Source organism: Melissospora conviva (assembly GCF_049523535.1).
Classification (GTDB): Bacteria; Actinomycetota; Actinomycetes; order Mycobacteriales; family Micromonosporaceae; genus Melissospora; species Melissospora conviva.
On the sequence record NZ_JBLLDT010000008.1, the window covers coordinates 139,127 to 165,101 of the forward strand.

Here is a 25,975-nt window from a genome sequence, read left to right on the forward strand (position 1 = left end):
GCCCACGGTCAGCGGTGAGCTGGCCTGTCCGCTTCGCGTTCGGCGGCGTCGATGGCGGCATCGGTGACCCGGAGCATGCCGAACGGCAGGAGCAGCGCCGCCACACCCATGACGGCGAAGACCGCACGGAGCCCGAAGAGCTCCGCCAGCAGCCCGCCGGCGGCGGCGCCGAGCGGAACGCTGCCCCAGGCAAGCAGCCGGTAGGCGCCGTTGACCCGCCCGAGCAGGCGGTCCGGGGTGATCCGCTGACGCAGCGACACGGTGACGACGTCCCAGGCGGCGGCGAGCACCCCGCTGCCGAAGAAGACCCCGCCGATCACGTACGGGTTGGTGGTCAGCGCCGGTACGCCGATCAACCCGGCCCAGGAGGCCAGGGCCACCCGCAGCGTCCACACCCGGCCGAGCAGCCGCTGCAGACGCGTGGCGGTCAGCGCCCCGACAACGATGCCCGCGGCGAGTGCGGTCAGGAGCAGCCCGTACGCGGGCTCGGTGAGCCCCACCGCGGAGCCGGCCCCGACCGCGTAGAGCACCAGCACGCTCAGGGCGGCGTTGGTGGTGAAGTTGCTCCCGCCCACCATGAGCGCCAGGGTGCGCAGGAGCCGGTGCCGCCAGAGGAAGCGGAGCCCTTCGGCGATGTCGGCACGCAGGCTGGTGGTGGTGACGCGTTCGACCCGGAACCGGCCGCCGACGAAGAGCATCGCCACGACCGCGAGCGCCCAGAGCCCGGCGGGTCCGGCGAGGGCGAGGGCCACGCCACCGGCGACGAGGAACCCGGCGAGCGGTGGGCCGATGAACGCGTTCGCCGTACGTTCGACGGCGCCGAGGCGTCCATTGGCCTGCGGCAGCAGATCGCGCGCGACGAGCTGCGGCAGGATCGACTGACCGGCCGTGTCGTGCAGGGTCTCGGTGACGCCGACGGCGAACGCCACCACGTAGACCAACCAGATCGAGCCGACGTCGAGCGCGACGGCCACGGCCAGCAGTCCGACCAGGACCGCACGGAGGGTGTTGGCGGCGAGCATCGCCCGGCGCCGGTCGAACCGGTCGGCGAGCGCACCGGCCGGCAACGCGAAGAGCAGCCACGGCAGGCTGAACGCGATCGCCACCCCGGCGACCAGCGCCGGCGAGCGGGTGTAGGCGACGGCGACCAGCGGCAGGCCGACCTTGACGATCCCGTCAGCGAGATTCGACAACGCCGACGCGGAGAGGAAGCGCCAGTAGCGCCCGCCCAGACGCTCTGGCTCCGGAACCGGAGTTGGATGTTCCCGTACGGGCTCACCGACTGTCATTCCAGCGAAAATAGTGGATCTCCGGCGCCGGCGGCGGCCCGCTGCGAAGCCGCACGGCGTGTCGTCCGAGCAGCACCCGTACGGTGTGTGGCCCAGACAGAAAACCCGTACGGGCGTGTCGCCCAGACAGAAAGCAGTGTCGAGGTGTCGGCTACACCACGGCCGTGGTTGCTACTACGACGGTGATGTGGGCACCGGCTCGCGGCCGAGCGCCATTCGCAGCACGTCCCCCGCCGCCTGCCTTCAGCGCCGCCACATGTAGGGCGTCGTGGTCGACACCTTGATCAGGCCCGACCGTTCCAGGATCGGGCGGGAGTACTCGGTGGAGTCGCTGTGCAGCAGGGTCTTGCCGAGGGCGAGGGCTTCCCGGGCGCGGGCCGCGGTGAGCGCGCGGTAGATGCCCCGCTTTCGCCACGGTTCGAGAACGGCGCCGCCCCAGAGGCCGGCGAAGTCGCTGCCCTCCACCGGTTCCAGCCGTCCCGCACCGACGATCCGGCCGTCGGCCTCCGCCACCCACAGCTGCATCCCCGTGCCGAGTTCGAGCCGGCGAAGAAGGGCATCGGCCATCTCCCGCGAGGGCGACTCACCGAATGCCTCGTCCGACATCGCGCTCATCGCCCGTACGTCGTCCTCGGCCGTCACCCGGCGCAGCGTGACCCCCTCCGGAAGCGGTACGTCCACCGCCAGGGCCGCGGCCTCCCCGAGCATGATCGATTCCGGGTCGTCCGGGGAGAACCCGTGCCGGACCAGGGCCTCGTGCAGGCCGGGGACGTTGTCGTGACCCCGGGTCTTCCACTCCACCCGGCCGATCGACGGGTCGGCCCGGTAATGCTCCAGGGCCTCCGGCACCAGCCGGTCGACGGCCTCCACTCCGCGCAGATGCGGGTAGGTGATGAAACCCCGGCCGCCGGGGAAGGTCGCCAACCGCAGCGGGCCCAGCCGGGCGATCGACACCGCACTCGGCGTCTCCGCATCGGTACGCAGTTGCTCGTCGTAAAGGCGGAGGAGGTCTCTGGGGATTCGCATGCCCGTGAATCTGGCCGAAATGCCACCCCGATGCAACCGATTACAACGCGGCTCAGCCCGCGGCTGTCGGCTGATCACCCAAGCGCTCAACGGCCCGTCGTTCTGCGCGGTCCTCCCGGGCTTTCCCGCCGTCACTTCTGGTGTCACGTCCAGACAACATCGGCGGAGGAGAAGACCAGGTTTCCCTCGCCCTCAATCATCACGCTTGAACGTGTACTGATCGGGATGTCGCTGGTGGTACACCGATCTCGCCAATGTCATGGGTGCCGCAGCGCGTCTTTGTTGCGGTGGCCTGCTCGATACGGCTCACGCGGAACCAGCGCATTTCGTCGCGCAGCCGGCACCAACCAATCAGATACCAGTGGCCGTTCGTCGAGGCGAAGATCACTGGTTCGACATCCCTGGTGGTCTTGTTGCCATCCTGTGCGGCGTAGCGGATGCGAACCACCTGCTGCCCGGACATCGCCTCCTCAAGGGCCGATCTGACGGCCCGTGTTCCAGGCTGATCCGTGTTGACCCAGATGCGGCGTGCCAGTTCGTCGACCTTCACTCGGGTCCGAGGGTCGAGTACGTCCATGATCTTCCTGACGGCGACCGAGGCAAGATCGGCGTACGGCGCATCAGGGGCGGCCGAGACCGCTGCCAGAAGCGCCACCGCTTGAGCGGGGGTCAGGCTCACAGGTGGGAGGTTGGCCTGGGTGGCCAGACCATATCCACCGCGCGGTCCCGGACGGGACCAGATCGGAGCCCCACTGTTCTCAAGCGCAGCAAGATCTCTCTTGATCGTGCGCACAGACACCCCGAACTCGTTGGCCAGCCGGTCTGCCGTGCATCCACGAGGCCCGCTGCGTCGCAGCATCTCCGACAATGCGTGGAGCCGCTCCACTCGCTTCATCTCTCCACCCATCACCGAAACCGTGCCATAAATAGTGCCATGCTGTTGGCCGAGAGGGGTGCGAGGATCCCGGCATGAGAACAGCCACCAGCAATCCGACGATCCTTCTGATTCCCGGCCACTGGCTGGGAGCATGGGCGTGGGACGAAGTCCTGGAGCACCTGGCGTCCCTGGGCCACCGGGCGATCCCGCTGACCCTGCCCGGCCTCGACGAAACAGATACCGACCGGATGACCAAGACGCTGGACGAGCAGGTAGCGGCAATCGAAGAGGCCGCCACTGACAGCTCCGGCCCCGTGGTCATCGTGGCGCACAGCGGAGCCAACGCTCCGGTGAGTCTTCTGCTCGATCGGCACCCCGAGCTGGTGAGCCGGGTGATCTGGGTTGACAGCGGCCCGGCAACCTCCGGAGTCGCCTCCGCCCCGGATTTCCCAGCGGACATGGAGGGACTTTCGCTGCCACCCTTCGAGAGGCTCGCGGAGCAGGCCAGCATCGAGGGCCTGAGCGCCGATGCACTCGATCGGTTCCGGGAGCGCGCAGTGTCCGAGCCCGGGACTGTCATTCGTCAGATTGTGCATCTCACGAATGACGCACGCTTCGATGTGCCCACCACGTTCGTTTGCTGCTCAATGCCGAGTTCGCAGGTGATGGAACTGGTCAAGGCCGGTCATCCCATGTTCGCCGAGGTCGCCGATCTCAAGAGCGTCGACTACGTCGACCTTCCGACGGGCCACTGGCCCATGTGGAGTCGCCCGTCCGACCTCGCCCACATACTCGCGTCGGAATCCTCGAACAACTGATACGGCACGGATCTGCTTGGCTTCGCAACACGGTGGCGAAAACACGATGGGCCGCTGAGAACTCATGTTCTCAGCGGCCCATCGCAAGTCTCAGAGGTCAGGAACTAGACGTTGAAGCGGAACTCCACGACGTCGCCGTCCTGCATGACGTACTCCTTGCCCTCCATGCGGACCTTGCCGGCCGCCTTCGCCGCCGCCATCGAACCGGCCGCGACCAGGTCGTCGAAGGAGACGATCTCGGCCTTGATGAAGCCGCGCTGGAAGTCGGAGTGGATCACACCGGCGGCTTCGGGGGCGGTCGCGCCGACCGGCACGGTCCAGGCCCGCGCCTCCTTCGGCCCGGCCGTCAGGTACGTCTGCAGCCCCAGCGTGCCGAAGCCGACGCGGATGAGCTGGTTGAGGCCCGGCTCGGACTGGCCGATCGACTCCAGCAGCTCGCGGGCCTCCTCCTCGGGAAGCTCGATCAGCTCCGACTCGACCTTGGCGTCCATGAAGACCGCCTCGGCGGGGGCGACCAGTGCGCGCAGCTCGTCGAGGAAGGCGGCGTTGCCGAGCTCCTCCTCGTCGACGTTGAAGACGTACAGGAAGGGCTTGGTGGTGAGCAGGTGCAGCTCGTGCAGCTCCTCGACCTCGATGCCCGCCTTGGCGGCGCCGGCGTAGAGGGTGGTGCCGTTGTTGAGCAGCTCGATGGCCTGCTTCGCGGCGGCGACGATGCCGGCGCGGTCCTTGCGGAGCTTGGCTTCCTTCTCCAGCCGCGGCAGCGCCTTCTCCAGCGTCTGCAGGTCGGCCAGGATCAGCTCGGTGTTGATGGTGTCGATGTCGTCGGCCGGGGAGACCTTGCCGTCGACGTGCACCACGTTCGGGTCGGAGAAGGCCCGCACCACCTGGCAGATCGCCGAGGCGTCACGGATGTTGGCCAGGAAGGCGTTGCCCCGGCCCTGCCCCTTGGAGGCGCCGCGGACCAGGCCGGCGATGTCGACGAACGAGACCGGCGCCGGGATGATCTTCTGCGAGCCGAAGATCTCGGCGAGGGCATCGAGCCGCTCGTCGGGCAGCCCGACGACGCCCACGTTCGGCTCGATCGTGGCGAACGGGTAGTTCGCCGCGAGCACGTCGTTCTTGGTCAGGGCGTTGAAAAGGGTGCTCTTGCCGACGTTAGGCAGGCCCACGATCCCGATGGTGAGGCTCACGACAAGCCAGCTTACGCAGTCCGGGGCGGCACACCGAACAGCAGGCTCGCCGCAGCGGCGCTCCCCACACCGGCGACGGCCGCCACCAGGCACACGAGCAGCCAGGCACTCGGCCCACGCCACGCACGGTCATGTCCGAATCCCGCGAGCCGATCGGGCGGGCGAGGAGGCAGGATCGAGGGCGTGGAGCTGGACTTCGAGCGGTGCTACCGGGCGGTCGACAGCCGTGACCTGCGGTTCGACGGCCGCTTCTACACGGGTGTGACCTCCACCGGGATCTACTGCCGTCCCTCCTGTCCGGCGATGACCCCGAGACGGCGCAACGTGCGCTTCTTCCCCTCCGCGGCCGCCGCGCAGGCCTCCGGGCTGCGCGCCTGCCGCCGCTGCCGCCCGGACGCCGCCCCCGGCTCGCCCGAGTGGGACGTCCGCGCCGACCTGGTCGGCCGGGCGATGCGCCTGATCGCCGACGGGGTCGTCGACCGGGAAGGTGTGACCGGGCTGGCGCGCCGCCTCGGCTACACCGAACGGCACCTGAACCGGATGCTGACCGCGCAGATGGGGGCGGGCCCGCTCGCCCTGGCCCGGGCGCAGCGTGCGCAGACCGCCCGGATCCTGATCGAGACCACCGGGCTCGGGCTGGCCGAGATCGCCTTCGCGGCCGGCTTCGGCAGCCTGCGGCAGTTCAACGACACCATCCAGGCCGTCTACGCGGCGACGCCCTCCCAGCTCCGGGCCGCCGCCCGCACCACCCCGGCGCCCGCCGGCACCGGCACGCTGGCGCTGCGGCTGGCGTACCGGCCGCCGCTGCACGCCGGCGCGCTGCTGGACTTCCTCGGCCGGCGGGCGCTGCCCGGCGTGGAGGAGGTCACCGGCGGGACGTACCGGCGGGGGTTGTGGCTGCCGCACGGGGACGCGGAGGTGGCGCTGACGCCCGGGCCGGAGCACGTCGCGGCGACCCTGCACCTGACCGACCTGCGGGACCTGGCCCCGGCCCTCGCCCGCTGCCGCCGGCTGCTCGACCTCGACGCCGACCCGGAGGCCGTCGACACCACCCTCGCCGCCGATCCGGCGCTAGCCGCCGCCGTCGCCGCCGAACCGGGCGTACGCGTCCCCGGCACCGCCGATGGCTTCGAGCTGGCCGTCCGCGCCGTCGTCGGCCAGCAGATCTCCGTCGCCGGCGCCCAGCGCGTCCTCGCCCGCCTCCTGGCCGCCGCACGTGGGCCACACGAGCAACCGCACGCCCAGCACGAGCCCGAGCCGCACGCCGGGCCGCACGAGCCCCAGCCCCACGGGTCCGGCGAACGCCCGGACGCCCCGCACCGGCTGCGTCCGTTCCTTACGGCCGAGGAGTTGCTGGCGCTGCCGGACGACGCGTACGGGATGCCGGCGGCGCGGCGGGAGACGCTGCGCGGGCTGGCCGCGCTGGTCGCCGAAGGCGAGCTGGACCTGGCGCCGGGGGCCGACCGGGCGGCAGGCACGGCGCGGCTGCTCGCGGTGCCCGGGATCGGCGCCTGGACCGCCGGCTACATCGCGCAACGGGCGCTCGGCGACCCGGACGTCTTCCTCCCCACCGACGTGGCCGTGCGGCGTGCCGCCGGACGACTCGGCCTCCCCACCGACCCCGGGGCGCTGGCCGCCCACGCCGCCGCCTGGCGCCCCTGGCGTTCCTACGCCGTGATCAGACTCTGGAGACAGGCATGAGAAGCGATGTGCTCGACACCCCGGCCGGCCCGCTCGCGGTGCTGATCGCGGACTCAGGGGCGGTCCGCGGCGCGGGATTCACCGACGACCCGGCCCAGTTGCTTCCGTTGCTGCACCCGACGCTGCGCGAGCCGGTCACTCCCGGCGAGTCCTCCGAGGTTCGCGCGGCGGTCGCGGCGTACCTGGCCGGTGACCTGACGGCGCTGGACGCGGTGCCGGTCGAGCAGCACAGCGACGGCGCGTTCCTGCACCACGCCTGGCAGGTGCTGCGCGAGGTCAGACCGGGTGCGCCGGTGACGTACACCGGCTTCGCGGCGCTGGCCGGGCGGCCGGCGGCGGTACGCGCCGCGGCTGCCGCGTGCGCCCGCAACTCGGTCGCCCTCTTCGTGCCGTGCCACCGGGTGCTGCGCACCGACGGCAGCCTTGGCGGCTACCGCTACGGTCTACCGGTGAAGCGGTGGCTGCTGAGCCACGAGACGCGCGCGCACGGCTGACGACGAGGCACCACCACGGAACGGGCGCGGCCCACTCCCCTCCGCGTCGCCCGTATCGCAGACTGCTCGTGGAGTGGCACAGTCGACCGAAGATCGGTGGACTGAGAAACTGTGCACCGGCTTGCTAGATGGGGGTGCGATGAGCAACGGATGGGTGTTGCCCGAAGGAATCCTTGGCGAGGCCCCGGCCTACACGCCACGCCCATTCGAGCTGGCCGATCTCGAACTGCTGCTGACCGGCGCGTACGCGCCGCTGACGGGCTTCATGACCCGCGCCGACCTGACGTCGCTGCGGCGCGAGGGACGCCTCGCCGACGGCACCGAATGGTCGGTGCCGGTGACCCTGCGGATCCCCCGGGCGCTCGCCGATCAGCTCGACCTGGAGAACCCGCTGCGGCGCGCGCTGGTGCTCACCGACGGCGAGAGCGCCCCGATCGCGGTCTGCGACGTCACCGACATGTGGCCCGCGAACGACGGTGCCGCGGTCTTCGTCGGCGGCCGGGTGGGGCGCATCGGCGACGGTGGGCGCGGCCCGTTCCAGCGGCTACGCCGCGATCCCGCCGAGGTGCGCGGCATGCTGCCGCCCGGCCGGGTCCTCTGCGTGATCGCCGACCGGCCCCTGCACCGCCCGCAGCTCGCCGAGATCGCCCACGCCGTACGGACCCTCAACGGCCACCTGCTGATCCTGATCCCGGTCGGCGAGTCCTCGGTCGGCTACCTCCCCGCCGAGGTGCTGGTCCGGACCATCTTCGCCGCCCGGGACCGGATGCCGCCGGCCACGATCGTCGCGGTGCCGATGGCCTCCCGGGGTGACGAGTTCGGCGACGCCCTGCTGCGCTCCCAGGTCGCCGCCGCCTACGGGGCCACCCACCTGCTCTCCAGCAACAGCACCCTCGCCGGCAACGGCCTGCGGGTGCTGCTCTCCCGGGAGCTGGCCTACGACAACCGGGACGGGCAGTGGCGCTGGCGCGACGACGTACCGCCGCGCAACCGCCGGCTCGCGCTGACCGGGGCCGAGATCGACGACCTGCTCGACCGCGGCTTCCCGCTGCCGGAGTGGCACACCCCGCCGGCGGTGGCCAAGGAACTGGTCCGGGCCCGTCCGGCCCGCCGCCACCGCGGCCTGGTCGTCTTTTTCACCGGCCTCTCCGGGGCCGGCAAGTCGACGATCGCCCGCGGGCTCGCCGACGCGCTGCGGGAGACCGGGGAGCGGACGGTGACCCTGCTCGACGGGGACGTGGTGCGCCGCGAGCTCACCTCCGAACTCGGCTACAGCGCCGCCGACCGGGACGCGAACGTACGCCGGATCGGCTGGGTCGCGGCCGAGATCGCGCGGCACCGCGGGGTGGCGATCTGCTGCCCCATCGCCCCGTACGCCGCCGCCCGCGAGCAGGCCCGCGACATGGCGCTGGCCGCCGGGGCCGGGTTCGTGCTGGTGCACGTCGCCACGCCGCTTCAGATCTGCGAGCAGCGCGACCGCAAGGGCCTCTACGCCCGCGCGCGGGCCGGCACGCTGCGCGGCATGACCGGGGTGGACGACCCGTACGAGGAGCCGACCAACGCGGACCTGGTCCTGGACACCACCGACCTGAGCGTGGCCGATTCGGTGCAGGAGGTGCTGCACCACCTGATCGAGAGCGGCTGGGTGGAGCTGCGCCGCCCCACCGCCTGACCGCCCGCCGTACGCCCGGTTGAGGGCCGGGAACGGCGAACGCCCGCCGGGGTGAGCCGGCGGGCGTTCGGTGGTGCGAGGCGGGAATCAGGCGGCGAGCTTCGCGGCCAGGTTCTCGTCCAGCGCGGCCATGAACTCGTCGGTGGTCAGCCACGGGGCGTCGCGCGAGATGAGCAGCGCGAGGTCCTTGGTCATCTGACCGCCCTCGACGGTGGAGATGCAGACCTGCTCGAGGGTGTTGGCGAAGTTGGTGACCTCCGGGGTGCCGTCGAGCTTGCCGCGGTGCGCGAGACCGCGCGTCCAGGCGAAGATCGAGGCGATCGGGTTGGTGGAGGTCTTCTCGCCCTTCTGCCACTGCCGGTAGTGCCGGGTGACGGTGCCGTGGGCGGCCTCGGCCTCGACGGTGCGGCCGTCGGGGCTCATCAGCACCGACGTCATCAGGCCGAGCGAGCCGAAGCCCTGCGCGACGGTGTCGGACTGCACGTCACCGTCGTAGTTCTTGCAGGCCCAGACGTAGCCGCCCTCCCACTTCAGGGACGCGGCGACCATGTCGTCGATGAGGCGGTGCTCGTAGGTGATGCCCGCGGCAGCGAACTTCTCCTTGAACTCGGCCTCGAAGACCTCGGCGAAGAGGTCCTTGAAGCGGCCGTCGTAGGCCTTCAGGATCGTGTTCTTGGTCGACAGGTAGACCGGGTAGCCGCGCTGCAGGCCGTAGTTCATCGAGGCCCGGGCGAAGTCGCGGATCGACTCGTCGAGGTTGTACATCGCCAGCGCGACACCGGAGCCGGGGGCCTGGAAGACCTCGTGCTCGATCGGCGCGGAGCCGTCGGTCGGGGTGAAGGTCACCGTCAGGGTGCCGGCGCCCGGGAAGCGGAAGTCGGTGGCGCGGTACTGGTCACCGAAGGCGTGACGGCCGACGACGATGGGCTTGGTCCAGCCCGGCACCAGGCGCGGCACGTTCTGCATGATGATCGGCTCGCGGAAGATGACGCCGCCGAGGATGTTGCGGATGGTGCCGTTGGGCGACCGCCACATCTTCTTCAGGCCGAACTCCTCGACGCGGGCCTCGTCGGGGGTGATGGTCGCGCACTTGACGCCGACGCCGTGCTCCTTGATGGCGTTGGCGGAGTCGATCGTCACCTGGTCGTCGGTGGCGTCGCGGTTCTCGATCGACAGGTCGTAGTAGCGCAGGTCGACGTCGAGGTAGGGCAGGATCAGCTGCTCTCGGATCTGCTTCCAGATGATCCGGGTCATCTCGTCGCCGTCGAGCTCTACGACCGGGTTGGTTACCTTGATCTTCGCCATCAGCCGGGCGCTCCTCTCGGGGACTCGTGCTAGCAGTACGAGCGTACTGCCCGTGCTCCGGGCCGGCGCGGTCGGCCTCGGCCGGCGGCCGCACGCGCCGCCGGCCGGACCGGCCACTCCCCGTCGAAACCGGTGATCAGCCCTGCTCGCCGGGCTTACCCATCCACTGCACGAGCTGCAGGATCACGCCGTTGGGGTCGGTGACCTGGAAGAAGCGCTCACCCCAGGGCTCGGTCTGCAGTTCGGTGGTGATCTCGACACCGTCGTTGCGGAGCCGGTCGTACTCGGCGGCGATGTCGGCGACCTCGAAGGCGACGAGCAGGCCGGCGACGCTCTGCTGCTTGAGCGACTCGGGCTGCAGGCTGGCCAGCCCGGTCCGCAGGTAGACGAGGTTGAAGCCGAGGTCCTTGTGGGCCAGCGAGACGAATCCGTCTGCGGACATCACCTCGGTGAAGCCGAAGTGCCGGGTGACGAACGCGGCCGAGGCGGCGGGGTCGGCCACGTTGATCGAGATGGCGGCGCCGGTGATCTGCACGGGCTCTCCTTCTGATGGAGGCGGGAACTAACTCCGTACATGGTACAACGTACGACGTACGGAGTGGCCGTGCGACAATTGGCCACATGTCCGACGATCGCAGTGGTGCCGGCGACCCGAGCCGCACCCTGGAGCTGCTCTGGCGCCGCGACGGCGACCGGGCCGGCCGCCGCGGCCCCCGGCCGGCACTCACCCTCGACGGGATCGTGGCGGCGGCGACCGAACTGGCCGACGCCGAAGGCCTCGGCGCGCTGACCATGCGCCGGGTGGCGCAGGCGCTCGGCATCGCGCCGATGAGCCTCTACACCTACGTCCCCGGCCGCGCCGAGCTGCTGGATCTGATGCTGGACGCCGCCTACGCCGCGATGCCCCGCACCGGCCACGGCGACCGGCCCTGGCGGGACCGGCTGAGCAGCGTCGCCCGCCAGAACTGGGAGCTGTACCGCCGGCACCCGTGGGCCGCGCTCGTCTGCACCGCCCGGCCGCCACTGGGCCCCGGCATGATGGCGAAGTACGAACACGAACTGCGCGCCTTCGACGGCACCGGCCTCAGCGACGTGGAGCGGGACGCGGCGCTGACGTACCTGCTCGGCTTCGTCCAGGCCGCCGCCCGGGCCGCGGCCGAGGTCGCCGCCGCACGGACGGCGAGCGCGCAGACCGAGGCCCAGTGGTGGGCCGCGAACGGGCCGCTGCTGGCCGAGGTGCTCGATGCGCAGCGCTACCCGACCGCGGCACGGGTCGGGGCCGCCGCCGGGGCCGCCCACGACGCGGCGTACGACCCGGCGCACGCCTACGAGTTCGGGCTGGCACGGACCCTCGACGGCCTCGGCGTGCTCATCGAGGGCGGACGGCCGGCGGGAACGGCCGGCGGCTGAGCCTCAGCCGCGCTCGGCGCGCTCCACGACGTTGCTCAGCAGCATGGCCCGGGTCATCGGGCCGACCCCGCCGGGCATCGGCGCCATGGCGGAGGCGATGTCGGCCACATCGGACTCCACGTCACCGGTGTAGTGGCCCTTGCCGTCCGCGCCGACGATCCGGGTGATGCCGACGTCGATCACGACCGCGCCGGGGCTGACCATCTCGGCGGTCAGCAGCCCGGGCACGCCGGCGGCGACGATGACGATGTCGGCCTGCCGGGTGTGCGAGGCGAGGTCGAGCGTGCCGGTGTGGCAGAGGGTCACGGTGGCGTTCTCGCTGCGGCGGGTCAGCATCAGCCCGAGCGGGCGGCCGACGGTGTTGCCGCGGCCGACGACCGCCACCTTCGCGCCGCGCAGCGGCACGTCGTAGCGGCGCAGCAGCTCCACGATGCCGCGCGGGGTGCAGGGCAGCGGCGCGTCGTAGCCGAGGACCAGCCGGCCGAGGTTGACCGGGTGCAGCCCGTCGGCGTCCTTGTCCGGGTCGATGAGTTCCAGCACCCGCTGGGTGTCGAGGTGGGCCGGCAGCGGCAGCTGCACGATGTAGCCGTGGCAGGCCGGGTCGGCGTTGAGCTCGGCGAGGACCGCCTCCACCTGCTCCTGGGTCGCGTCCGCCGGCAGTTCGCGGCGGATCGAGGCGATGCCGACCTCGGCGCAGTCGCGGTGTTTGCCGTTGACGTACGCCTGTGAGCCCGGGTCGGCGCCGACCAGCACCGTGCCCAGCCCGGGGACGATGCCCCGATCCGTCAGCGCCTTGACCCGCAGCCGCAGCTCGTCCTTGATCTGCGTCGCGGTCGCCTTGCCGTCCAGAACCTTCGCCGTCACGTCCCTGATCGTCTCACGCGGCGCACCCGGCAGCCGGGCTACCCGAGCCGAAGGACTCCACCCGGGCAGACCCGACCACGTTCCGTGATGTTCCCTTCGTCACTCGGTGTAATTGTCATTACTCAGAAAACCGGCAGGACTGGCCATTGACTCGCATCACCACCAGCACGGGCAAACAGGATTAACCACTTACTTGCCGACACAGTCGGCCCAGTGCCTCAAAGGTTCCCTAAACGGCCGCGCTCAGTTGCCCTGATGGCGTCCGCCGACTAGCACGCAAGCCGGTTAGTGGCAAATATCCCGGTCCCGTCAGCGGCTTCCAGTACCCGGGCAGGTTGGTCGCCGCCCGGGTTGCCGACCTATCGTGGCGACACGTTGCGTTATGTCTTCACTCCCATGCGGATGCGCAGCGTGACGAAACGAGGAGGCCCCATGCAGGTTCGCAGACTCGCGGCCTGGACCGCCCTCCCGCTCGTGGTGACCCTCGGCCTGGTGGCCTGCGGTGACGGCGACGGCGGTTCCGGCGAGAGCAACCCCAACGCCACGGTCTCGATCGAGATCGCGGAACCGCAGTATCTGGTTCCCACCAACACCAGCGAGACCAGCGGCTCGCAGGTGCTCTCAGCCCTGTTCAGCCCGTTGGTGGACTACGACGAGCAGCACATGCCGTACGAGGTCGCAGCCGAGTCGGTGACCAGCGAGGACAACCAGAACTGGACCATCACCCTCAAGGACGGCTACACCTTCCACAACGGCGAGAAGGTCACGGTCCAGAACTACATCGACGCCTGGAACTACGGCGCGTACGGCCCCAACGGCCAGAACAACAACTACTTCTTCGAGAAGATCGCCGGCTACGCCGACATGCAGGCCGCCGAGGACGGCGCCACCCCGGCGGCGACCACCCTCACCGGACTGAAGAAGGTCGACGACCTGACGATGACCGTCGAGCTGGTCGAGCCGTACGCCGACTTCCGCGCGATGCTCGGCTACACCGCCTTCTACCCGATGCCGTCGGCGGCGTTCACCTCCCCGGGTGTGCTCGACCCGGCGTACCAGGAGGCCCCGATCGGCCAGGGCCCGTTCAAGATGAGCGGCAGCTGGCAGCACGACGCCAAGGTCGTCGTCGAGAAGTACGACGAGTTCACGGGCCAGCAGCCCAAGGTCGCCGGTGTCGAGTTCCGCATCTACCAGCAGAACAGCGCCGCCTACGCCGACGTCCTCTCGAACAACCTCGACGTGATCAAGACGATCCCCACCGAGAACCTCAGCACGGCCTCGGCCGACCTGGGTGAGCGCTACCAGCAGAGCTCGGCCTCGACGATCCAGCTGCTGGCCTTCCCGACGTACCAGAAGGACTTCAGCAACCCGGACGTGCGCAAGGCCATCTCGATGGCGATCGACCGGGACGAGATCTCCGACGCGGTCTTCAAGGGCTCGCAGCAGTCGGCGCGCTCCTTCGTCTCCCCGGTGGTCGCGGGCTACCGCGACGACACCATCGGCGCGGCAGGCGAGTTCAACCCGACCGCGGCCAAGGCCCTGTACGCCGAGGCCGGCGGACCGTCGAAGATCATCATCTCCTACAACGGCGACGGCGGCCACAAGGACTGGGTCGACGCCACCGCCAACCAGCTCAGCGCCAACCTCGGCATCGAGGTCGTCGGCAACGCCGAGCCGAAGTTCGCCGACCTGCTGACCAAGGTCGAGAAGCAGGAGAACGTGGGCCTGTTCCGGATGGGCTGGGTCATGGACTACCCGTCGATGGAGAACTACCTCGGCCCGCTGTTCAGCACCAACGGCTCGTCGAACTACTACGGCTACAGCAACCCCGAGTTCGACAAGCTGCTGGCCGAAGGCGCCGCGGCGGCCACCGAGGAAGAGGCCATCGCCAAGTACCAGGCGGCGGAGGACCTCCTCGCCGAGGACATGCCGGCCATCCCGCTGCGCTACGGCCAGAACAACTACGGCCACTCGACCAAGGTGCAGGACGTCCACATCGACGTCTTCAACCGGGTCGACCTGCTCAAGATCGAAGCGATCAGCTAGATCCGCGAGCTGGACGGGTCCGGGCCATCCGGTAGGCACCACCGGATGGCCCGGGGCCACGTCCGGGGGCATCCGAGCCCCCGCCCTCAGACGACGGCGCGGCCGGCAGTCAACGGAGACGACAGCCTTCGCCTCGGCAGAAAGAGATGCGCGCAATGTTCCGCTACATCGTGCGGCGCCTGCTCCAGATGGTGCTGGCCTTCTTCGGCACGACGCTGATCGTCTACGCCCTGATGTTCGCCGGGCAGAACGACCCGATCCAGGCGCTCGCCGGCGAACGCCCGGTGACCCCGGCCCAGCGCGCCTATCTGACCGAGAAGTTCCACCTCGACAAGACCGGCGTCGACGGCTTCTTCTACCGCTACTTCGACTACATCAAGAACCTCCTCCAGGGCGACCTGGGCGAGTCGCTGACCGGTCGCAGCATCGGCGACATCCTCTCCGCGGCCTGGCCGGTCACCGCCAAGCTGGCCCTCATCGCCATCGGCGTGGCGGTCATCTTCGGAGTCAGCGCCGGCGTCATCGCCGGCATGCGCCGCGGCAGCATCTTCGACAACTCCACCCTGGTGCTGACGCTGCTGGTGCTCGGCGTGCCGACCATCGTGCTCGCGCCGCTGGCCCAGTACCTCTTCGGCGTCAAGTGGCAGTGGTTCCCGGCCACCGCCGGCTCCGATCCGAGCTTCTACGCGCTACTGCTGCCCGGCATCGTGCTCGGCTCGCTCTCCCTGGCCACCGCCCTGCGACTGACCCGCACCTCGGTGGCGGAGAGCCTGCGCGCCGACTACGTGCGCACCGCCAAGTCCAAAGGGCTCAAGCACCGGCGGATCATCAGCGTCCACGTGCTGCGCAACTCCCTCATCCCGGTCATCACCTTCCTCGGCGTGGAGCTGGGGAACCTGATGAGCGGCGCGATCATCACCGAGGGCGTCTTCAACATCCCGGGCGTCGGCTTCAACCTCTTCCGCGGCATCCAGACCGAGGACGGCCCGCTCGTCGTCGGCCTGGTCAGCGTCCTCGTGATCATCTATCTGATCTCGAACCTGATCGTCGACATCCTCTACGCCGTGCTCGACCCGAGGATCCGTTATGAGTGACCGCAGCGCCGCCCGCTCCCCACGGACTATCCGCAGCGAGGTACGGAAATGAGCGACTTCGAAACCGTCGCGGCCATGGAGAACCCGGCCGCACGCCCCGGCCCCGCCGGCGAGCAGGACGCCGCGGCCGGCAAGCCCGCCAAGGTCCGCAGCCTCGCCGGAGACGCCTGGCGGGACCTGCGCCGAAACCCGATCTTCTGGATCAGCCTCACCCTGGTCGCGCTCGTCAGCGCCATGGCCGCCTTTCCGGGCCTGTTCACCGCGAACGACCCGCAGGACTGCGTCCTGTCCCGCCAGCACGCCGGCCCCTCCGGCGGAGCGATCTTCGGATACGACTTCCAGGGCTGCGACACGTACGCACGCGCGGTCTACGGCGCCCGGGCGTCCCTGATCGTCGGCGTCTGTTCCGCGGCGCTGACCGGGCTCATCGCGATCGTCGTCGGGATGCTCGCCGGGTACTTCGGCCACTGGGTCGACGCCGTGATCTCCCGCGTCATCGACGTGGTGCTCGGCATCCCGCTGCTGCTGGCCGCGATCGTGCTGCTCAAGCGGATCAGCAGCGACGCCCCCTCGGTGCGGATCATGGCGGTCGTCTTCGTGCTCGCCGTGCTCGGCTGGACCACCGCCGCCCGGGTGGTGCGCTCCTCGGTGATCAGCGCCAAGGAGCAGGACTACGTGGCGGCGGCGCGGATGCTCGGCGCCGGCAACGGCCGCATCATGTGGCGCCACATCCTGCCCAACTCACTGGCGCCGGCCGTGGTGGTGCTGACGATCGCGCTCGGCTCCTTCATCGCCGCCGAGGCGACCCTCTCCTTCCTCGGCATCGGCCTGAAGGCGCCGACGATCTCCTGGGGCATCGACATCAACACCGGCCGCGCCCACATGCGCGAATCGGCCCTGCCGCTGGCGGTCCCCTCCACCTTCCTCGCCCTGACGGTCCTCGCCTTCATCATGCTCGGCGACGCCATCCGGGACGCCTTCGACCCGAAGCTGCGCTGATGGGAAGCGGCGCGATGACCCAGACCCGCCACCCGGCCGCGAGTGAAAGGCGAAATCGCCCATGACGCACGCCACCGCCGAACCCGCCGCCGGCCCGGACGCGACCGCGGCCACCCCGCACCTGCTCGACGTACGGGATCTGCACGTCGAATTCCACACCGCCGAGGGCCTCTCGAAGGTCATCAACGGCGTCTCGTACCACCTGGACCCGGGCGAGACGCTCGCCGTGCTCGGCGAGTCCGGTTCCGGCAAGTCCGTGACCGCCCAGGCGATCATGGGCATCCTCGACACGCCCCCCGCGGTGATTCGCTCCGGCCAGATCCTCTACCAGGGCCGCGACCTGCTCACCATCAGCGAGGAGGCGCGCCGCCAGGTCCGGGGCAAGGAGATCGCGATGATCTTCCAGGACGCCCTCTCGGCGCTGAACCCGGTCTTCCCCGTCGGCTGGCAGATCGCCGAGACCCTGCGGGTACGCGAAGGGCTCTCCCGCGCCGACGCCCGCCGCCGCGCCGTCGAACTGATGGAGCTGGTCAAGATTCCCGCCGCGCGGGAGCGCATCTCGGACTACCCGCACCAGTTCTCCGGCGGCATGCGCCAGCGCGTCATGATCGCCATGTCGCTGGCGATGAAGCCCCGGGTGCTCATCGCCGACGAGCCCACCACCGCCCTGGACGTGACGGTGCAGGCGCAGATCATGGATCTCCTGGCGGACCTGCGCCGGGAGCTGAACATGGGCATGATCCTGATCACCCACGACCTCGGGGTGGTCGCCGACGTGGCCGACCGCATCGCCGTCATGTACGCCGGCCGGATCATCGAGCACGCCGACGTGCGCTCGCTCTACAAGAGCCCGGCCCACCCGTACACCAAGGGGTTGCTGGAGTCGATTCCGCGCATGGACGTGCGCGGCCGGAAGCTGGCCACCATCAAGGGCCTGCCTCCGAACCTGATGGACATCCCCGCCGGTTGTCCCTTCCACCCCCGCTGCCCGTACGCCCAGCAGGTCTGCCGCGAGGTCGTGCCGCCGGAGATCCCGGTCGGTGCTCCCGGCCGGTACAGCGCCTGCCACTTCGCCAAGGAGGTGCACGATGGCCGCCTCGGCTGACACCCGCACCAAGGTGCGCGGCGAGACGATCCTCGCCGTCGACAATCTGGTCAAGCACTTCCCCATCAGCCAGGGGATCCTGTTCCGCAAGACCGTCGGCGCCGTACGCGCGGTCGACGGTGTCAGCTTCGAGCTGCGCCGCGGCGAGACGCTCGGGGTGGTCGGCGAGTCCGGCTGCGGCAAGTCCACCCTGGCCCGGTTGCTGATGCGGCTGGAGACGCCCACCTCGGGACGGGCCACGCTGGAAGGTCGTGATCTCTTCGCCGCCCGCGGGGGTGAGCTGCGCCGGCTGCGGCGCAACATGCAGATGGTGATGCAGGACCCGTACACGTCGCTGAACCCGAGGATGACTGTCGGCGACATCATCGGTGAGCCCTTCGAGATCCACCCCGAGGTGGCGCCGAAGGGACAGCGGCAGGCCCGGGTGCGGGAGCTGCTGGACCTGGTGGGGCTCAACCCCGAGCACATCAACCGCTACCCGCACCAGTTCTCCGGCGGTCAGCGTCAGCGCATCGGCATCGCCCGTGCCCTGGCCCTGCGGCCCGAGATCATCGTCTGCGACGAGCCGGTCTCCGCGCTCGACGTGTCGATCCAGGCCCAGGTGGTCAACCTGCTGGAGCAGCTCCAGGACGAGCTGGGGCTGTCGTACATCTTCATCGCCCACGACCTGTCGGTGGTGCGCCACATCGCCGACCGGATCGCGGTCATGTACCTCGGCAAGATCGTCGAGATCGGCACCGAGGACGAGATCTACGAGCGGCCGACGCACCCGTACACACAGGCGCTGCTCTCGGCGGTGCCGGTGCCCGATCCGGAGCTGCGCGGCCAGCGGGAGATCATCCGGTTGACCGGGGATGTCCCCTCCCCCGCCAACCCGCCCTCGGGCTGCCGTTTCCGCACCCGCTGCTGGAAGGCGCAGGAGATCTGCGCGCAGCAGGAGCCGCTGCTGGTGCCGCAGGCCGCCGATCCGCACCCGTCGGCCTGCCACTTCGCCGAGGTGGACACCCGGGTCAACCCCGGCTGACGGCCGGTCGCCGGCGGGCCGGTTGATGCAGGCCGGCCCCGGGTCGCGAAGCGAATCGCCGCGCGGCCAGGGGCCGGAATGGCTGCCGACCAGGGCCGGTCAGCCCCGGATCAGTGGAAGAAGTGCCGGGTGCCGGTGAGGTACATGGTGATCCCGGCCGCCTGCGCGGCCGCGATCACCTCCTCGTCGCGGACTGAGCCGCCCGGCTGCACCACGGCGGTGATACCGGCGTCGGCGAGCACCTGGAGGCCGTCGGCGAAGGGGAAGAAGGCGTCCGAGGCGGCGACCGCACCCTTGGCCCGGTCCGCGCCGGCCCGGGTCACCGCCAGCTGCGCCGAGTCGACCCGGTTGACCTGCCCCATGCCGACCCCGACGGTGGCCCCGTCGCGGGCCAGCAGGATCGCGTTGCTCTTGACCGCGCGCACCGCCCGCCAGGCGAAGGCCAGATCGCGCAGGGTCGCCTCGTCGGCGGCCTCGCCGCAGGCCAGACGCCAGCTGCCCGGGTCGTCACCGGCGGCGTCGATCCGGTCGGCCTGCTGCACCAGCAGCCCGCCGCTGATCTGGCGCCACTCGGCCGCCGCCGGCCGCCACGCGGGCGCTTGCAGCAGCCGGATGTTCTTCTTGGCCGCGAGCACCTCGACCGCGCCGTCGGCGAAGCCCGGGGCCACCACCACCTCGGTGAAGATCTCGGCGATCTGGCCGGCCAGCTCCACCGAGACCGGCCGGTTGACGGCGATCACGCCGCCGAAGGCCGAGACCGGGTCACAGGCGTGCGCCCTGCGGTGCGCCTGCGCCACGTCGGCGCCGATCGCGATTCCGCACGGGTTGGCGTGCTTGATGATCGCCACCGCCGGTTCGCTGAAGTCGTTCGCCGCCCGCCACGCCGCGTCGGCGTCGACGTAGTTGTTGTACGACATCTCCTTGCCGTGCAGCTGCTGCGCCTGCGCCAGCCCGGCCGGTGCGGCCGGATCGGTGTAGAGCGCCGCCTGCTGGTGCGGGTTCTCGCCGTACCGCAGGGTCCGGTCGGCGGTCAGCGCCAGCCCGGTGAAGGCCGGCCACTCGACGTCACCATCGGTTAGGGTCTGCGCGCACCAGTTCGCCACCGCCACGTCGTACTCGGCGATGTCGGCGAAGGCGCGGGCGGCGAGCGCCCGGCGCTCGGCCAGGGTGAAGCCGCCCCCGTCGAGCGCCTCGGCGATCAGCGGGTACGCCGCGACCGAGGTCACCACGGCCACCGAGGGGTGGTTCTTGGCCGCTGCCCGCACCATCGCCGGACCGCCGATGTCGATCTGCTCGACGCACTCGTCGACGCTCGCGCCGGAGGCGACGGTCTGGGTGAACGGATAGAGGTTGGAGACCAGCAGGTCGAAGGGGCGGATCTCCAGCTCCTCGAGCTGCGCGCCGTGCTGCGGCAGCCGCAGGTCGGCCAGGAGGCCGGCGTGCACCCGCGGGTGCAGGGTCTTGACCCGGCCGTCGAGGCACTCGGGGAAGCCGGTCACCGACTCCACGCTGGTCACCGGAACGCCGGTGCCGGCGATGGTCGCCGCGGTGCTGCCGGTGGAGACGATCTCCACACCGGCGGCGTGCAGCGCCTGCGCCAGCTCGACCAGACCGGTCTTGTCGTAGACGCTGACCAGGGCCCGCTTGATCGGGCGCCGTCCGGCCTCAGATGAACTCACGGAATGTGGACCTTTCTACCGGTAATCGTCCAGCCGTCGCGTACCAGCCGCCCCACCTGCTCGACGAGCTGGCGTCGTTCGGCGTCCTTGATGCGCTCGGTGAGGGTCTCCTCGTCGTCGTCGTCGAGGACCGGTACGGCGACCTGGGCGACGATCGGACCGGTGTCCACACCGGCGTCGACGAAGAAGAGGGTGGCGCCGGTGAGCTTCACGCCGTAGGCGAGCGCGTCGCGCGGGCCGTGGATGCCCGGGAAGGCCGGCAGCAGGGTGTTGTGGGTGTTGAGGTAGCGGCCGGCGAACTCGGCCAGGAAGTCCGGCCCGACGAGCTTGAGGAACCCGGCCGAGATGACCAGGTCCGGCTGGTGGGCGGCCACCTGTGCGGTCAGCGCCCGGTCCCAGTCACTGCGCGACGGGTACGCCTTGACCTCCTCGACGAAGGTCGGCACGCCTGCGGCGGCGGCGCGGTCGAGCCCGGCGATGCCGGACCGGTCGGCCCCGACAGCCACCACCCTGGCTCCGAAGGCGGGGTCGGCGGCGGCGTCGAGCAGCGCCTGGAGGTTGCTGCCGGAGCCGGACACCAGGACGACCAGGCGACGGGCGGCGGACTCGGAGGCGGTCACGTGTGCACCTTATCTGTCCTGCTGGACCCCGGTGTATCGGGCCGAGCGACGTCCCGCCCGCCGGGCAGAAGGCCACCGGGCCCCGCGCTCGACCCGCGATAGTTGCCGTGAGCAGGTACGCTGCCGACGCACCCGATCTTCGGTCTGGGGGCACTCAATCGACCGCGAGAGCGTGCGTCCGCCTTGGGGTGTTCGGCCTTGGGGCACAGGCCTTCGGGCAACCGCAACGTCCGCATCGCATCCCGGAACATCATGAAGGAGTCTCGGATCATGCAGCCCGGTACCCCCGGTCAGGACCCGTACGGCGAGCAGCCGCAGGGCCAGAACCCCTACGGCCAGCAGCCCACGCCCGGCCAGCCCACCTCCGGCCAGCCCTACGGCCAGCAGCCCACCCCGGGCCAGGACCCGTACGGCCAGCAGCCGCAGTACGGCCAGCAGCCCCCGCAGTACGGCCAGCAGCCCTACCCGGGTGGCGGCTACGGCGAGCCCCCGGCGCAGCCCAACAACACCTTCGGCCTGATCGCCATGATCACCGGCATCGTCGGCGTCGTGCTCGGCCTCTGCTGCGGCGTCTTCGCCATCCCGATCGGCATCGTCGCGGCCGTGCTCGGCTTCCTGGGCCGCAAGAAGGTCCAGGAGGGACAGGCCAACAACGACGGGCAGGCCAAGGCCGGTCTGATCCTCGGTATCGCCGGGGTCGTCGTGAGCATCGTGTCCACCGTTGTCAGCGTCATGTTCAACCTGGGCACCGGCACCGGCAGCTTCTGAGGCATCCGCGAACGGGGCGCTCCGGGGCATTCGCTCCCGGGGCGCCCCGTTCCGTGTGCGCTTCCCGGCCGGCCCTTGAATTACGGGCGGGCGTTGCGGCGGGGCGGTGGCGGGGCGAAACGACGACCCGCGGCTGCACCGGCCAGCGCACCCGCGGCGATCACCACCGCGGCCATCAGACCGACCTGCCAAGCCACCGGACCCAACTGGGCCATCCGTCCCGCGCCGAGGCCACCCCCGGAGGCCGCGGCGACGGCACCGAGCAGGAGACCGGCGACCGGGCCGGCGATCGCGGCGGCGCCTAACAGCGTGCGCCAGCCGGGTACGGCCGGGTGCTCCGCCAGCCGCAGCGTGCGCCGGGCGAGCAGCCAGCCGGCGATCATCGCGACCAGCACCGGCAGTGCGAGCAGCAGGCCGCCGGCCACACCGAGTGGTTCGTGCGGCAGCCCCGCCAGCAACGGCACCGCCGGCAGCGCCCCGAGAGAAACCTCCGTGGTCCGCACGGTGGTGTCCACGCCGACGGCGAAGCCCGGCCCGAGCAGATACGCGACCGCCCAGACCGCGAAGTTCGGCAGGTACGCCAGGCTGATCAGAGTGATGCCGGCCTGACCGGCCAGCCCGGTGCGGTACGCGCCGATCATGTCGCCCGCCTCGGCGCCGCCGAGCGCGACCGCCAGTCCGCTCACCGCCGCCCCGACCGCCAGCAGCAGCACGGCGGCGAAGATTCCGGTGCGGATTCCGTCGCGTACCGGCGGCGGGAGGGTCCGGGCGAGGACGCCGAGCGCGCCGGTGGTGCGCGCCGCCCCGACGAGCGCCGCGAGCGCGGCGAAGACAGCGAGGGTCGATGCGGCCCGCCACACCGAGACCTCGGTGCCGCTCAGGCCGGCGAGCAGCGCCGCGACGGCGCCGAGCACTCCGTAGGCGACGCCCACGCCGGCGGCGGCGGCGAAGGTCAGCCGGTACGAGCCGCTGCCCCGGCCGCCGATGGCGCGACTGGTGTGGACACCGGCGCGGACCAGCCGCCAGCCGGCGAGCGCCGCCAGGGCCAGCGGGGTCAGCCCGAGCGGACCGGTCGCGGTCTGCAGCGGCACGCCGTGCCCGAGCAGCCAGGCGGAGACGCCGGCACCGAGCGCGCCGGAGAGGTTCGTCGAGTCCTCGCTGAGCCCGACCAGACCGAGCAGGAGCGCCACCGGCGCGTACGAGAGCAGGGCAGCCCAGCCGACGGCGACAGCGGCGGCCACGGCCAGCGGGGCGCGCGAGCGCAGGCTCCCGTCGGCGGTGGGACGCCGCGGCGGAGGCGGTGCGCCGCGGCGCACGCGCGCGGGAGTGCCGTCCGGTACGTCGGAGCGCGGTGGGCGGTCAGGGGTGACGGAGGACATCGTTCTCTACTGTGGCACGCCGACACGATCGGAGCGCGCCGAAACCACCTGCGGCGAGCGCTTCAGGTGATCTATTCCCCTTTTCGGAGGCCCTGCAACGGGCCGCAGGGCTTGCGAGAGTGGACAAAAAGCGAGAGGCCGGCCGTCGCCGGCCGGCCTCTCCATGCTGAGTTGTCGCTCAGCGAGCGGACATGATCTCCCGCATCAGCTTGGCGGTCTCGGTCGGCGTCTTGCCGACCTTGACACCGACCGCCTCGAGCGCCGCCTTCTTCGCGTCGGCGGTGCCGGCCGAACCCGAGATGATCGCGCCGGCGTGCCCCATGGTCTTGCCGGGGGGCGCGGTGAAGCCGGCGATGTAGCCGACGACCGGCTTGGTCACGTTCGCCTTGATGAACTCGGCGGCCCGCTCCTCGGCGTCGCCGCCGATCTCACCGATCATGACGATCGCGTCGGTCTCCGGGTCCGCCTCGAACGCGGCGAGCGCGTCGATGTGGGTGGTGCCGATGATCGGGTCACCGCCGATACCCACGCAGGTGGAGAAGCCGATGTCGCTGAGCTCGTACATCATCTGGTAGGTCAGCGTGCCGCTCTTGCTGACCAGGCCGATGCGGCCCGAGCCGGTGATGTCGGCCGGGATGATGCCGGCGTTGGAGGCGCCGGGCGAGGCGATGCCGGGGCAGTTCGGCCCGATGATGCGGGTCTTGGCGCCCTTGGCGACGTTGTACGCCCAGAAGGCGGCGGTGTCGTGCACCGGCACGCCCTCGGTGATCACCACGGCGAGCGGGATCTCGGCGTCGATCGCCTCGATGACCGCGCCCTTGGTGAACGCCGGCGGCACGAAGATGACCGTGACGTCCGCCCCGGTCTCCTTCATCGCGTCCGCCACGGAGGCGAAGACCGGCAGTTCGGTGCCGTCGAAGTCGACGCTCTGCCCGGCCTTGCGCGGGTTGACGCCACCGACGACGGTGGTGCCGGCGGCGAGCATCCGCCGGGTGTGCTTGGAACCCTCGGAACCGGTCATCCCCTGAACGATGACCTTCGAGTCCTTGGTCAGCCAGATTGCCATGATCAGACCCCCGCAGCTGCCAGCTCGGCGGCCCGCTCGGCCGCGCCGTCCATGGTGTCCACCCGCTGCACGAGCGGGTTGTTCGCCGCGTCCAGGATCGCGCGACCCTGCTCGGCGTTGTTGCCGTCGAGGCGTACGACGAGCGGCTTGGTGACCTTCTCGCCGCGCTGCTCGAGCAGCTCCAGCGCCTGCACGATGCCGTTCGCCACGGCGTCGCAGGCGGTGATGCCACCGAAGACGTTGACGAAGACGCTGCGCACGGCCGGGTCGGAGAGAACGATCTCCAGACCGTTCGCCATCACCGCGGCGCTCGCGCCGCCGCCGATGTCGAGGAAGTTGGCCGGCTTGACGCCGCCGTTGCGCTCACCGGCGTAGGCGACCACGTCGAGGGTCGACATGACCAGACCGGCACCGTTGCCGATGATGCCGACCTCGCCGTCGAGCTTGACGTAGTTGAGGTTCTTCTCCTTGGCGCGCTGCTCCAGCGGGTCCACGGCGCCCTGGTCGACCAGCGCCTCGTGGTCCGGGTGCCGGAAGCCGGCGTTCTCGTCCAGGGTGACCTTGGCGTCGAGCAGGAGCATCGAGCCGTCGGCCGTCTTGGCGAGCGGGTTGACCTCGACCAGGGTCGCGTCCTCGGCCACGAAGGCCTGCCAGAGCTTGACCGCGATCTGGGTGATCTCCTCGGCCACCTCGGCCGGGAAGGCGGCGGCCGCGACGATCTCGCGAGCCTTCGCCTCGTCGACACCGTCGTTCGCGTCGATGGCGATCTTGGCGACCTTCTCCGGCGTCTCCGCCGCCACCTGCTCGATGTCCATGCCGCCGGCCACGCTGGCGATGCACAGGAAGGTGCGGTTCGCGCGGTCGAGCAGGTACGAGAAGTAGTACTCCTCGGCCACATTCGCGGTCACCGTGATCATGACCTTGTGAACGGTGTGGCCCTTGATGTCCATCCCGAGGATGTCGGTGGACCGGGCAACGGCCTCGTCGACGCCCTCGGCCAGCTTGACGCCGCCGGCCTTGCCCCGGCCGCCGACCTTGACCTGCGCCTTGACGACCACCCGGTCACCAAGGCCCTCGGCGATGGCCTTTGCTTCTTCAGGGGTAGTGGCGACGCCGCCGGCGAGCACGGGCAATCCGTGCCGCTCGAACAGCTCGCGCCCCTGGTATTCGTACAGGTCCACGATTGCGCGTCCCGTCCCGTCTCCGCGACGCGCCCTCGCGCCGCCGCCAGCAAGCAGTGAATTAAGGCCTCGTCATCGACATCAGCCGACAACAGGCCGTCTGGCGCAGCCTAGCGAGACGCACACCACCGGCAACCGAGCGGGTGCGCCGTGTGCGGAAATCCACACGTCGGGAAATCCGCCGCGAGGTGTGCAATGCGGGGGCACGCGGGTTGCGGTGGGATTCCGGCGGGCGGCGCCGTGAGATCTCCGAGGGCGTCGGCGGACGTGCTGTTCTCGTCCGGGGCACGCGTAACCCCGCGGGTGGGCCGTCGTTGAGTCAGGTGTCGGCGTGTGAGAGCCCGCCGACGGGTACGGCCGATGCCCTG

Annotated in this window: 23 protein-coding genes and 1 pseudogene; 11 read left to right on the plus strand and 13 right to left on the minus strand. The window is 70.8% G+C overall.

Annotated elements, in window-relative coordinates; translation table 11 throughout:
• Positions 1-8: 8 nt before the first annotated feature.
• The 4 genes and pseudogenes from ACK8GG_RS18150 to ACK8GG_RS18165 form a co-directional block, all read right to left on the minus strand.
• Positions 9-1,289, minus strand: coding sequence for an MFS transporter (locus ACK8GG_RS18150; RefSeq protein ID WP_440352578.1), 1,281 nt, complete (start codon positions 1,287-1,289; stop codon positions 9-11).
• 243 nt (positions 1,290-1,532) lie between these two features.
• A complete protein-coding gene (locus tag ACK8GG_RS18155; RefSeq protein ID WP_440352577.1) occupies positions 1,533-2,315 on the minus strand; it encodes a GNAT family N-acetyltransferase in 783 nt (260 codons plus the stop codon).
• A 199-nt stretch (positions 2,316-2,514) separates the two neighbouring features.
• On the minus strand, positions 2,515-2,994 hold the full coding sequence (locus ACK8GG_RS18160; protein WP_440353335.1) for a helix-turn-helix transcriptional regulator: 480 nt from the start codon (positions 2,992-2,994) through the stop codon (positions 2,515-2,517).
• Positions 2,995-3,036: 42 nt separating this feature from the next.
• Positions 3,037-3,345: pseudogene (locus ACK8GG_RS18165) on the minus strand (helix-turn-helix transcriptional regulator); the annotation flags it as partial.
• Here ACK8GG_RS18165 and ACK8GG_RS18170 point away from each other — a divergent pair.
• The gene (locus ACK8GG_RS18170; RefSeq protein WP_440356850.1) at positions 3,285-4,010 is read left to right on the plus strand and encodes an alpha/beta fold hydrolase; all 726 of its coding nucleotides are present in this window, start codon (positions 3,285-3,287) and stop codon (positions 4,008-4,010) included. The pseudogene ACK8GG_RS18165 and the gene ACK8GG_RS18170 sit on opposite strands and share 61 nt — an antisense overlap.
• Before the next feature lie 104 nt (positions 4,011-4,114).
• On the opposite strand, the gene ychF is transcribed toward ACK8GG_RS18170, so the two are convergent.
• Positions 4,115-5,200 (minus strand): redox-regulated ATPase YchF, encoded by a 1,086-nt coding sequence (ychF, locus tag ACK8GG_RS18175; RefSeq protein WP_440349709.1) that lies wholly within the window; start codon positions 5,198-5,200, stop codon positions 4,115-4,117.
• 183 nt (positions 5,201-5,383) lie between these two features.
• Between ychF and ACK8GG_RS18180 the strand changes: the two genes are divergently transcribed.
• From ACK8GG_RS18180 to cysC, 3 genes are all read left to right on the plus strand, one after another.
• Positions 5,384-6,901, plus strand: a complete 1,518-nt coding sequence (locus ACK8GG_RS18180) for an AlkA N-terminal domain-containing protein (RefSeq protein WP_440352575.1) — start codon at positions 5,384-5,386, stop codon at positions 6,899-6,901.
• Positions 6,898-7,395: a methylated-DNA--[protein]-cysteine S-methyltransferase gene (locus tag ACK8GG_RS18185; protein WP_440352574.1), complete on the plus strand. Its 498-nt coding sequence runs from the start codon at positions 6,898-6,900 to the stop codon at positions 7,393-7,395. The genes ACK8GG_RS18180 and ACK8GG_RS18185 overlap by 4 nt, the downstream gene beginning before the upstream one ends.
• Before the next feature lie 139 nt (positions 7,396-7,534).
• Positions 7,535-9,067, plus strand: a complete 1,533-nt coding sequence (gene cysC / locus ACK8GG_RS18190; protein WP_440352573.1) for an adenylyl-sulfate kinase — start codon at positions 7,535-7,537, stop codon at positions 9,065-9,067.
• Between the two features lie 87 nt (positions 9,068-9,154).
• Here cysC and ACK8GG_RS18195 read toward each other — a convergent pair whose 3' ends face one another.
• Positions 9,155-10,372: an NADP-dependent isocitrate dehydrogenase gene (locus tag ACK8GG_RS18195; protein ID WP_440349713.1), complete on the minus strand. Its 1,218-nt coding sequence runs from the start codon at positions 10,370-10,372 to the stop codon at positions 9,155-9,157.
• 136 nt (positions 10,373-10,508) lie between these two features.
• Positions 10,509-10,907, minus strand: coding sequence for a VOC family protein (locus ACK8GG_RS18200; protein ID WP_440356851.1), 399 nt, complete (start codon positions 10,905-10,907; stop codon positions 10,509-10,511).
• Positions 10,908-10,993: 86 nt separating this feature from the next.
• Here ACK8GG_RS18200 and ACK8GG_RS18205 point away from each other — a divergent pair, with 86 nt between their 5' ends.
• On the plus strand, positions 10,994-11,782 hold the full coding sequence (locus ACK8GG_RS18205) for a TetR/AcrR family transcriptional regulator (RefSeq protein ID WP_440349715.1): 789 nt from the start codon (positions 10,994-10,996) through the stop codon (positions 11,780-11,782).
• A gap of 3 nt (positions 11,783-11,785) precedes the next feature.
• Here the strand turns inward: ACK8GG_RS18205 and ACK8GG_RS18210 are convergent, their stop codons facing one another.
• A complete protein-coding gene (locus tag ACK8GG_RS18210) occupies positions 11,786-12,646 on the minus strand; it encodes a bifunctional methylenetetrahydrofolate dehydrogenase/methenyltetrahydrofolate cyclohydrolase (protein ID WP_440356852.1) in 861 nt (286 codons plus the stop codon).
• Positions 12,647-13,078: 432 nt separating this feature from the next.
• Here ACK8GG_RS18210 and ACK8GG_RS18215 point away from each other — a divergent pair, with 432 nt between their 5' ends.
• From ACK8GG_RS18215 to ACK8GG_RS18235, 5 genes are all read left to right on the plus strand, one after another.
• Positions 13,079-14,692: a peptide ABC transporter substrate-binding protein gene (locus ACK8GG_RS18215; RefSeq protein ID WP_440356853.1), complete on the plus strand. Its 1,614-nt coding sequence runs from the start codon at positions 13,079-13,081 to the stop codon at positions 14,690-14,692.
• A gap of 155 nt (positions 14,693-14,847) precedes the next feature.
• Positions 14,848-15,786 (plus strand): ABC transporter permease, encoded by a 939-nt coding sequence (locus ACK8GG_RS18220; protein ID WP_440349828.1) that lies wholly within the window; start codon positions 14,848-14,850, stop codon positions 15,784-15,786.
• A 48-nt stretch (positions 15,787-15,834) separates the two neighbouring features.
• On the plus strand, positions 15,835-16,785 hold the full coding sequence (locus ACK8GG_RS18225) for an ABC transporter permease (protein ID WP_440349718.1): 951 nt from the start codon (positions 15,835-15,837) through the stop codon (positions 16,783-16,785).
• A gap of 61 nt (positions 16,786-16,846) precedes the next feature.
• Positions 16,847-17,890 (plus strand): ABC transporter ATP-binding protein, encoded by a 1,044-nt coding sequence (locus ACK8GG_RS18230; protein WP_440352568.1) that lies wholly within the window; start codon positions 16,847-16,849, stop codon positions 17,888-17,890.
• Complete coding sequence (locus tag ACK8GG_RS18235; protein ID WP_440349720.1) at positions 17,874-18,914, plus strand: ABC transporter ATP-binding protein; 1,041 nt, start codon at positions 17,874-17,876, stop codon at positions 18,912-18,914. The genes ACK8GG_RS18230 and ACK8GG_RS18235 overlap by 17 nt, the downstream gene beginning before the upstream one ends.
• A gap of 110 nt (positions 18,915-19,024) precedes the next feature.
• Here ACK8GG_RS18235 and purH read toward each other — a convergent pair whose 3' ends face one another.
• Positions 19,025-20,593, minus strand: coding sequence for a bifunctional phosphoribosylaminoimidazolecarboxamide formyltransferase/IMP cyclohydrolase (purH, locus tag ACK8GG_RS18240; RefSeq protein ID WP_440356854.1), 1,569 nt, complete (start codon positions 20,591-20,593; stop codon positions 19,025-19,027).
• Positions 20,590-21,213, minus strand: a complete 624-nt coding sequence (purN, locus tag ACK8GG_RS18245) for a phosphoribosylglycinamide formyltransferase (RefSeq protein WP_440356855.1) — start codon at positions 21,211-21,213, stop codon at positions 20,590-20,592. Before purN ends, purH begins: the two co-directional genes overlap by 4 nt.
• 270 nt (positions 21,214-21,483) lie before the next feature.
• On the opposite strand from purN, the gene ACK8GG_RS18250 reads away from it, so the two are divergent.
• Complete coding sequence (locus ACK8GG_RS18250; protein ID WP_440352564.1) at positions 21,484-21,981, plus strand: DUF4190 domain-containing protein; 498 nt, start codon at positions 21,484-21,486, stop codon at positions 21,979-21,981.
• Between the two features lie 80 nt (positions 21,982-22,061).
• Here ACK8GG_RS18250 and ACK8GG_RS18255 read toward each other — a convergent pair whose 3' ends face one another.
• The 3 genes from ACK8GG_RS18255 to sucC all read right to left on the minus strand — a co-directional run bounded on the left by ACK8GG_RS18255 (position 22,062) and on the right by sucC (position 25,607).
• On the minus strand, positions 22,062-23,360 hold the full coding sequence (locus ACK8GG_RS18255) for a cell division protein PerM (protein ID WP_440356856.1): 1,299 nt from the start codon (positions 23,358-23,360) through the stop codon (positions 22,062-22,064).
• A gap of 178 nt (positions 23,361-23,538) precedes the next feature.
• Positions 23,539-24,426, minus strand: coding sequence for a succinate--CoA ligase subunit alpha (gene sucD, locus ACK8GG_RS18260; protein ID WP_440352562.1), 888 nt, complete (start codon positions 24,424-24,426; stop codon positions 23,539-23,541).
• 2 nt (positions 24,427-24,428) lie between these two features.
• Complete coding sequence (sucC, locus tag ACK8GG_RS18265) at positions 24,429-25,607, minus strand: ADP-forming succinate--CoA ligase subunit beta (protein ID WP_440352561.1); 1,179 nt, start codon at positions 25,605-25,607, stop codon at positions 24,429-24,431.
• Positions 25,608-25,975 lie beyond the last annotated feature (368 nt).

Coding starts and splice junctions, on each gene's coding strand:
- ACK8GG_RS18150 (WP_440352578.1), bottom strand. CDS start 1,289: ATGACAGTCGGTGAGCCCGTACGGGAACATCCAACTCCGGTTCCGGAG.
- ACK8GG_RS18155 (WP_440352577.1), bottom strand. CDS start 2,315: ATGCGAATCCCCAGAGACCTCCTCCGCCTTTACGACGAGCAACTGCGT.
- ACK8GG_RS18170 (WP_440356850.1), top strand. CDS start 3,285: ATGAGAACAGCCACCAGCAATCCGACGATCCTTCTGATTCCCGGCCAC.
- ACK8GG_RS18185 (WP_440352574.1), top strand. CDS start 6,898: ATGAGAAGCGATGTGCTCGACACCCCGGCCGGCCCGCTCGCGGTGCTG.
- cysC (WP_440352573.1), top strand. CDS start 7,535: ATGAGCAACGGATGGGTGTTGCCCGAAGGAATCCTTGGCGAGGCCCCG.
- ACK8GG_RS18195 (WP_440349713.1), bottom strand. CDS start 10,372: ATGGCGAAGATCAAGGTAACCAACCCGGTCGTAGAGCTCGACGGCGAC.
- ACK8GG_RS18205 (WP_440349715.1), top strand. CDS start 10,994: ATGTCCGACGATCGCAGTGGTGCCGGCGACCCGAGCCGCACCCTGGAG.
- ACK8GG_RS18215 (WP_440356853.1), top strand. CDS start 13,079: ATGCAGGTTCGCAGACTCGCGGCCTGGACCGCCCTCCCGCTCGTGGTG.
- ACK8GG_RS18220 (WP_440349828.1), top strand. CDS start 14,848: ATGTTCCGCTACATCGTGCGGCGCCTGCTCCAGATGGTGCTGGCCTTC.
- ACK8GG_RS18225 (WP_440349718.1), top strand. CDS start 15,835: ATGAGCGACTTCGAAACCGTCGCGGCCATGGAGAACCCGGCCGCACGC.
- ACK8GG_RS18230 (WP_440352568.1), top strand. CDS start 16,847: ATGACGCACGCCACCGCCGAACCCGCCGCCGGCCCGGACGCGACCGCG.
- ACK8GG_RS18235 (WP_440349720.1), top strand. CDS start 17,874: ATGGCCGCCTCGGCTGACACCCGCACCAAGGTGCGCGGCGAGACGATC.
- ACK8GG_RS18250 (WP_440352564.1), top strand. CDS start 21,484: ATGCAGCCCGGTACCCCCGGTCAGGACCCGTACGGCGAGCAGCCGCAG.
- ACK8GG_RS18255 (WP_440356856.1), bottom strand. CDS start 23,360: ATGTCCTCCGTCACCCCTGACCGCCCACCGCGCTCCGACGTACCGGAC.
- sucD (WP_440352562.1), bottom strand. CDS start 24,426: ATGGCAATCTGGCTGACCAAGGACTCGAAGGTCATCGTTCAGGGGATG.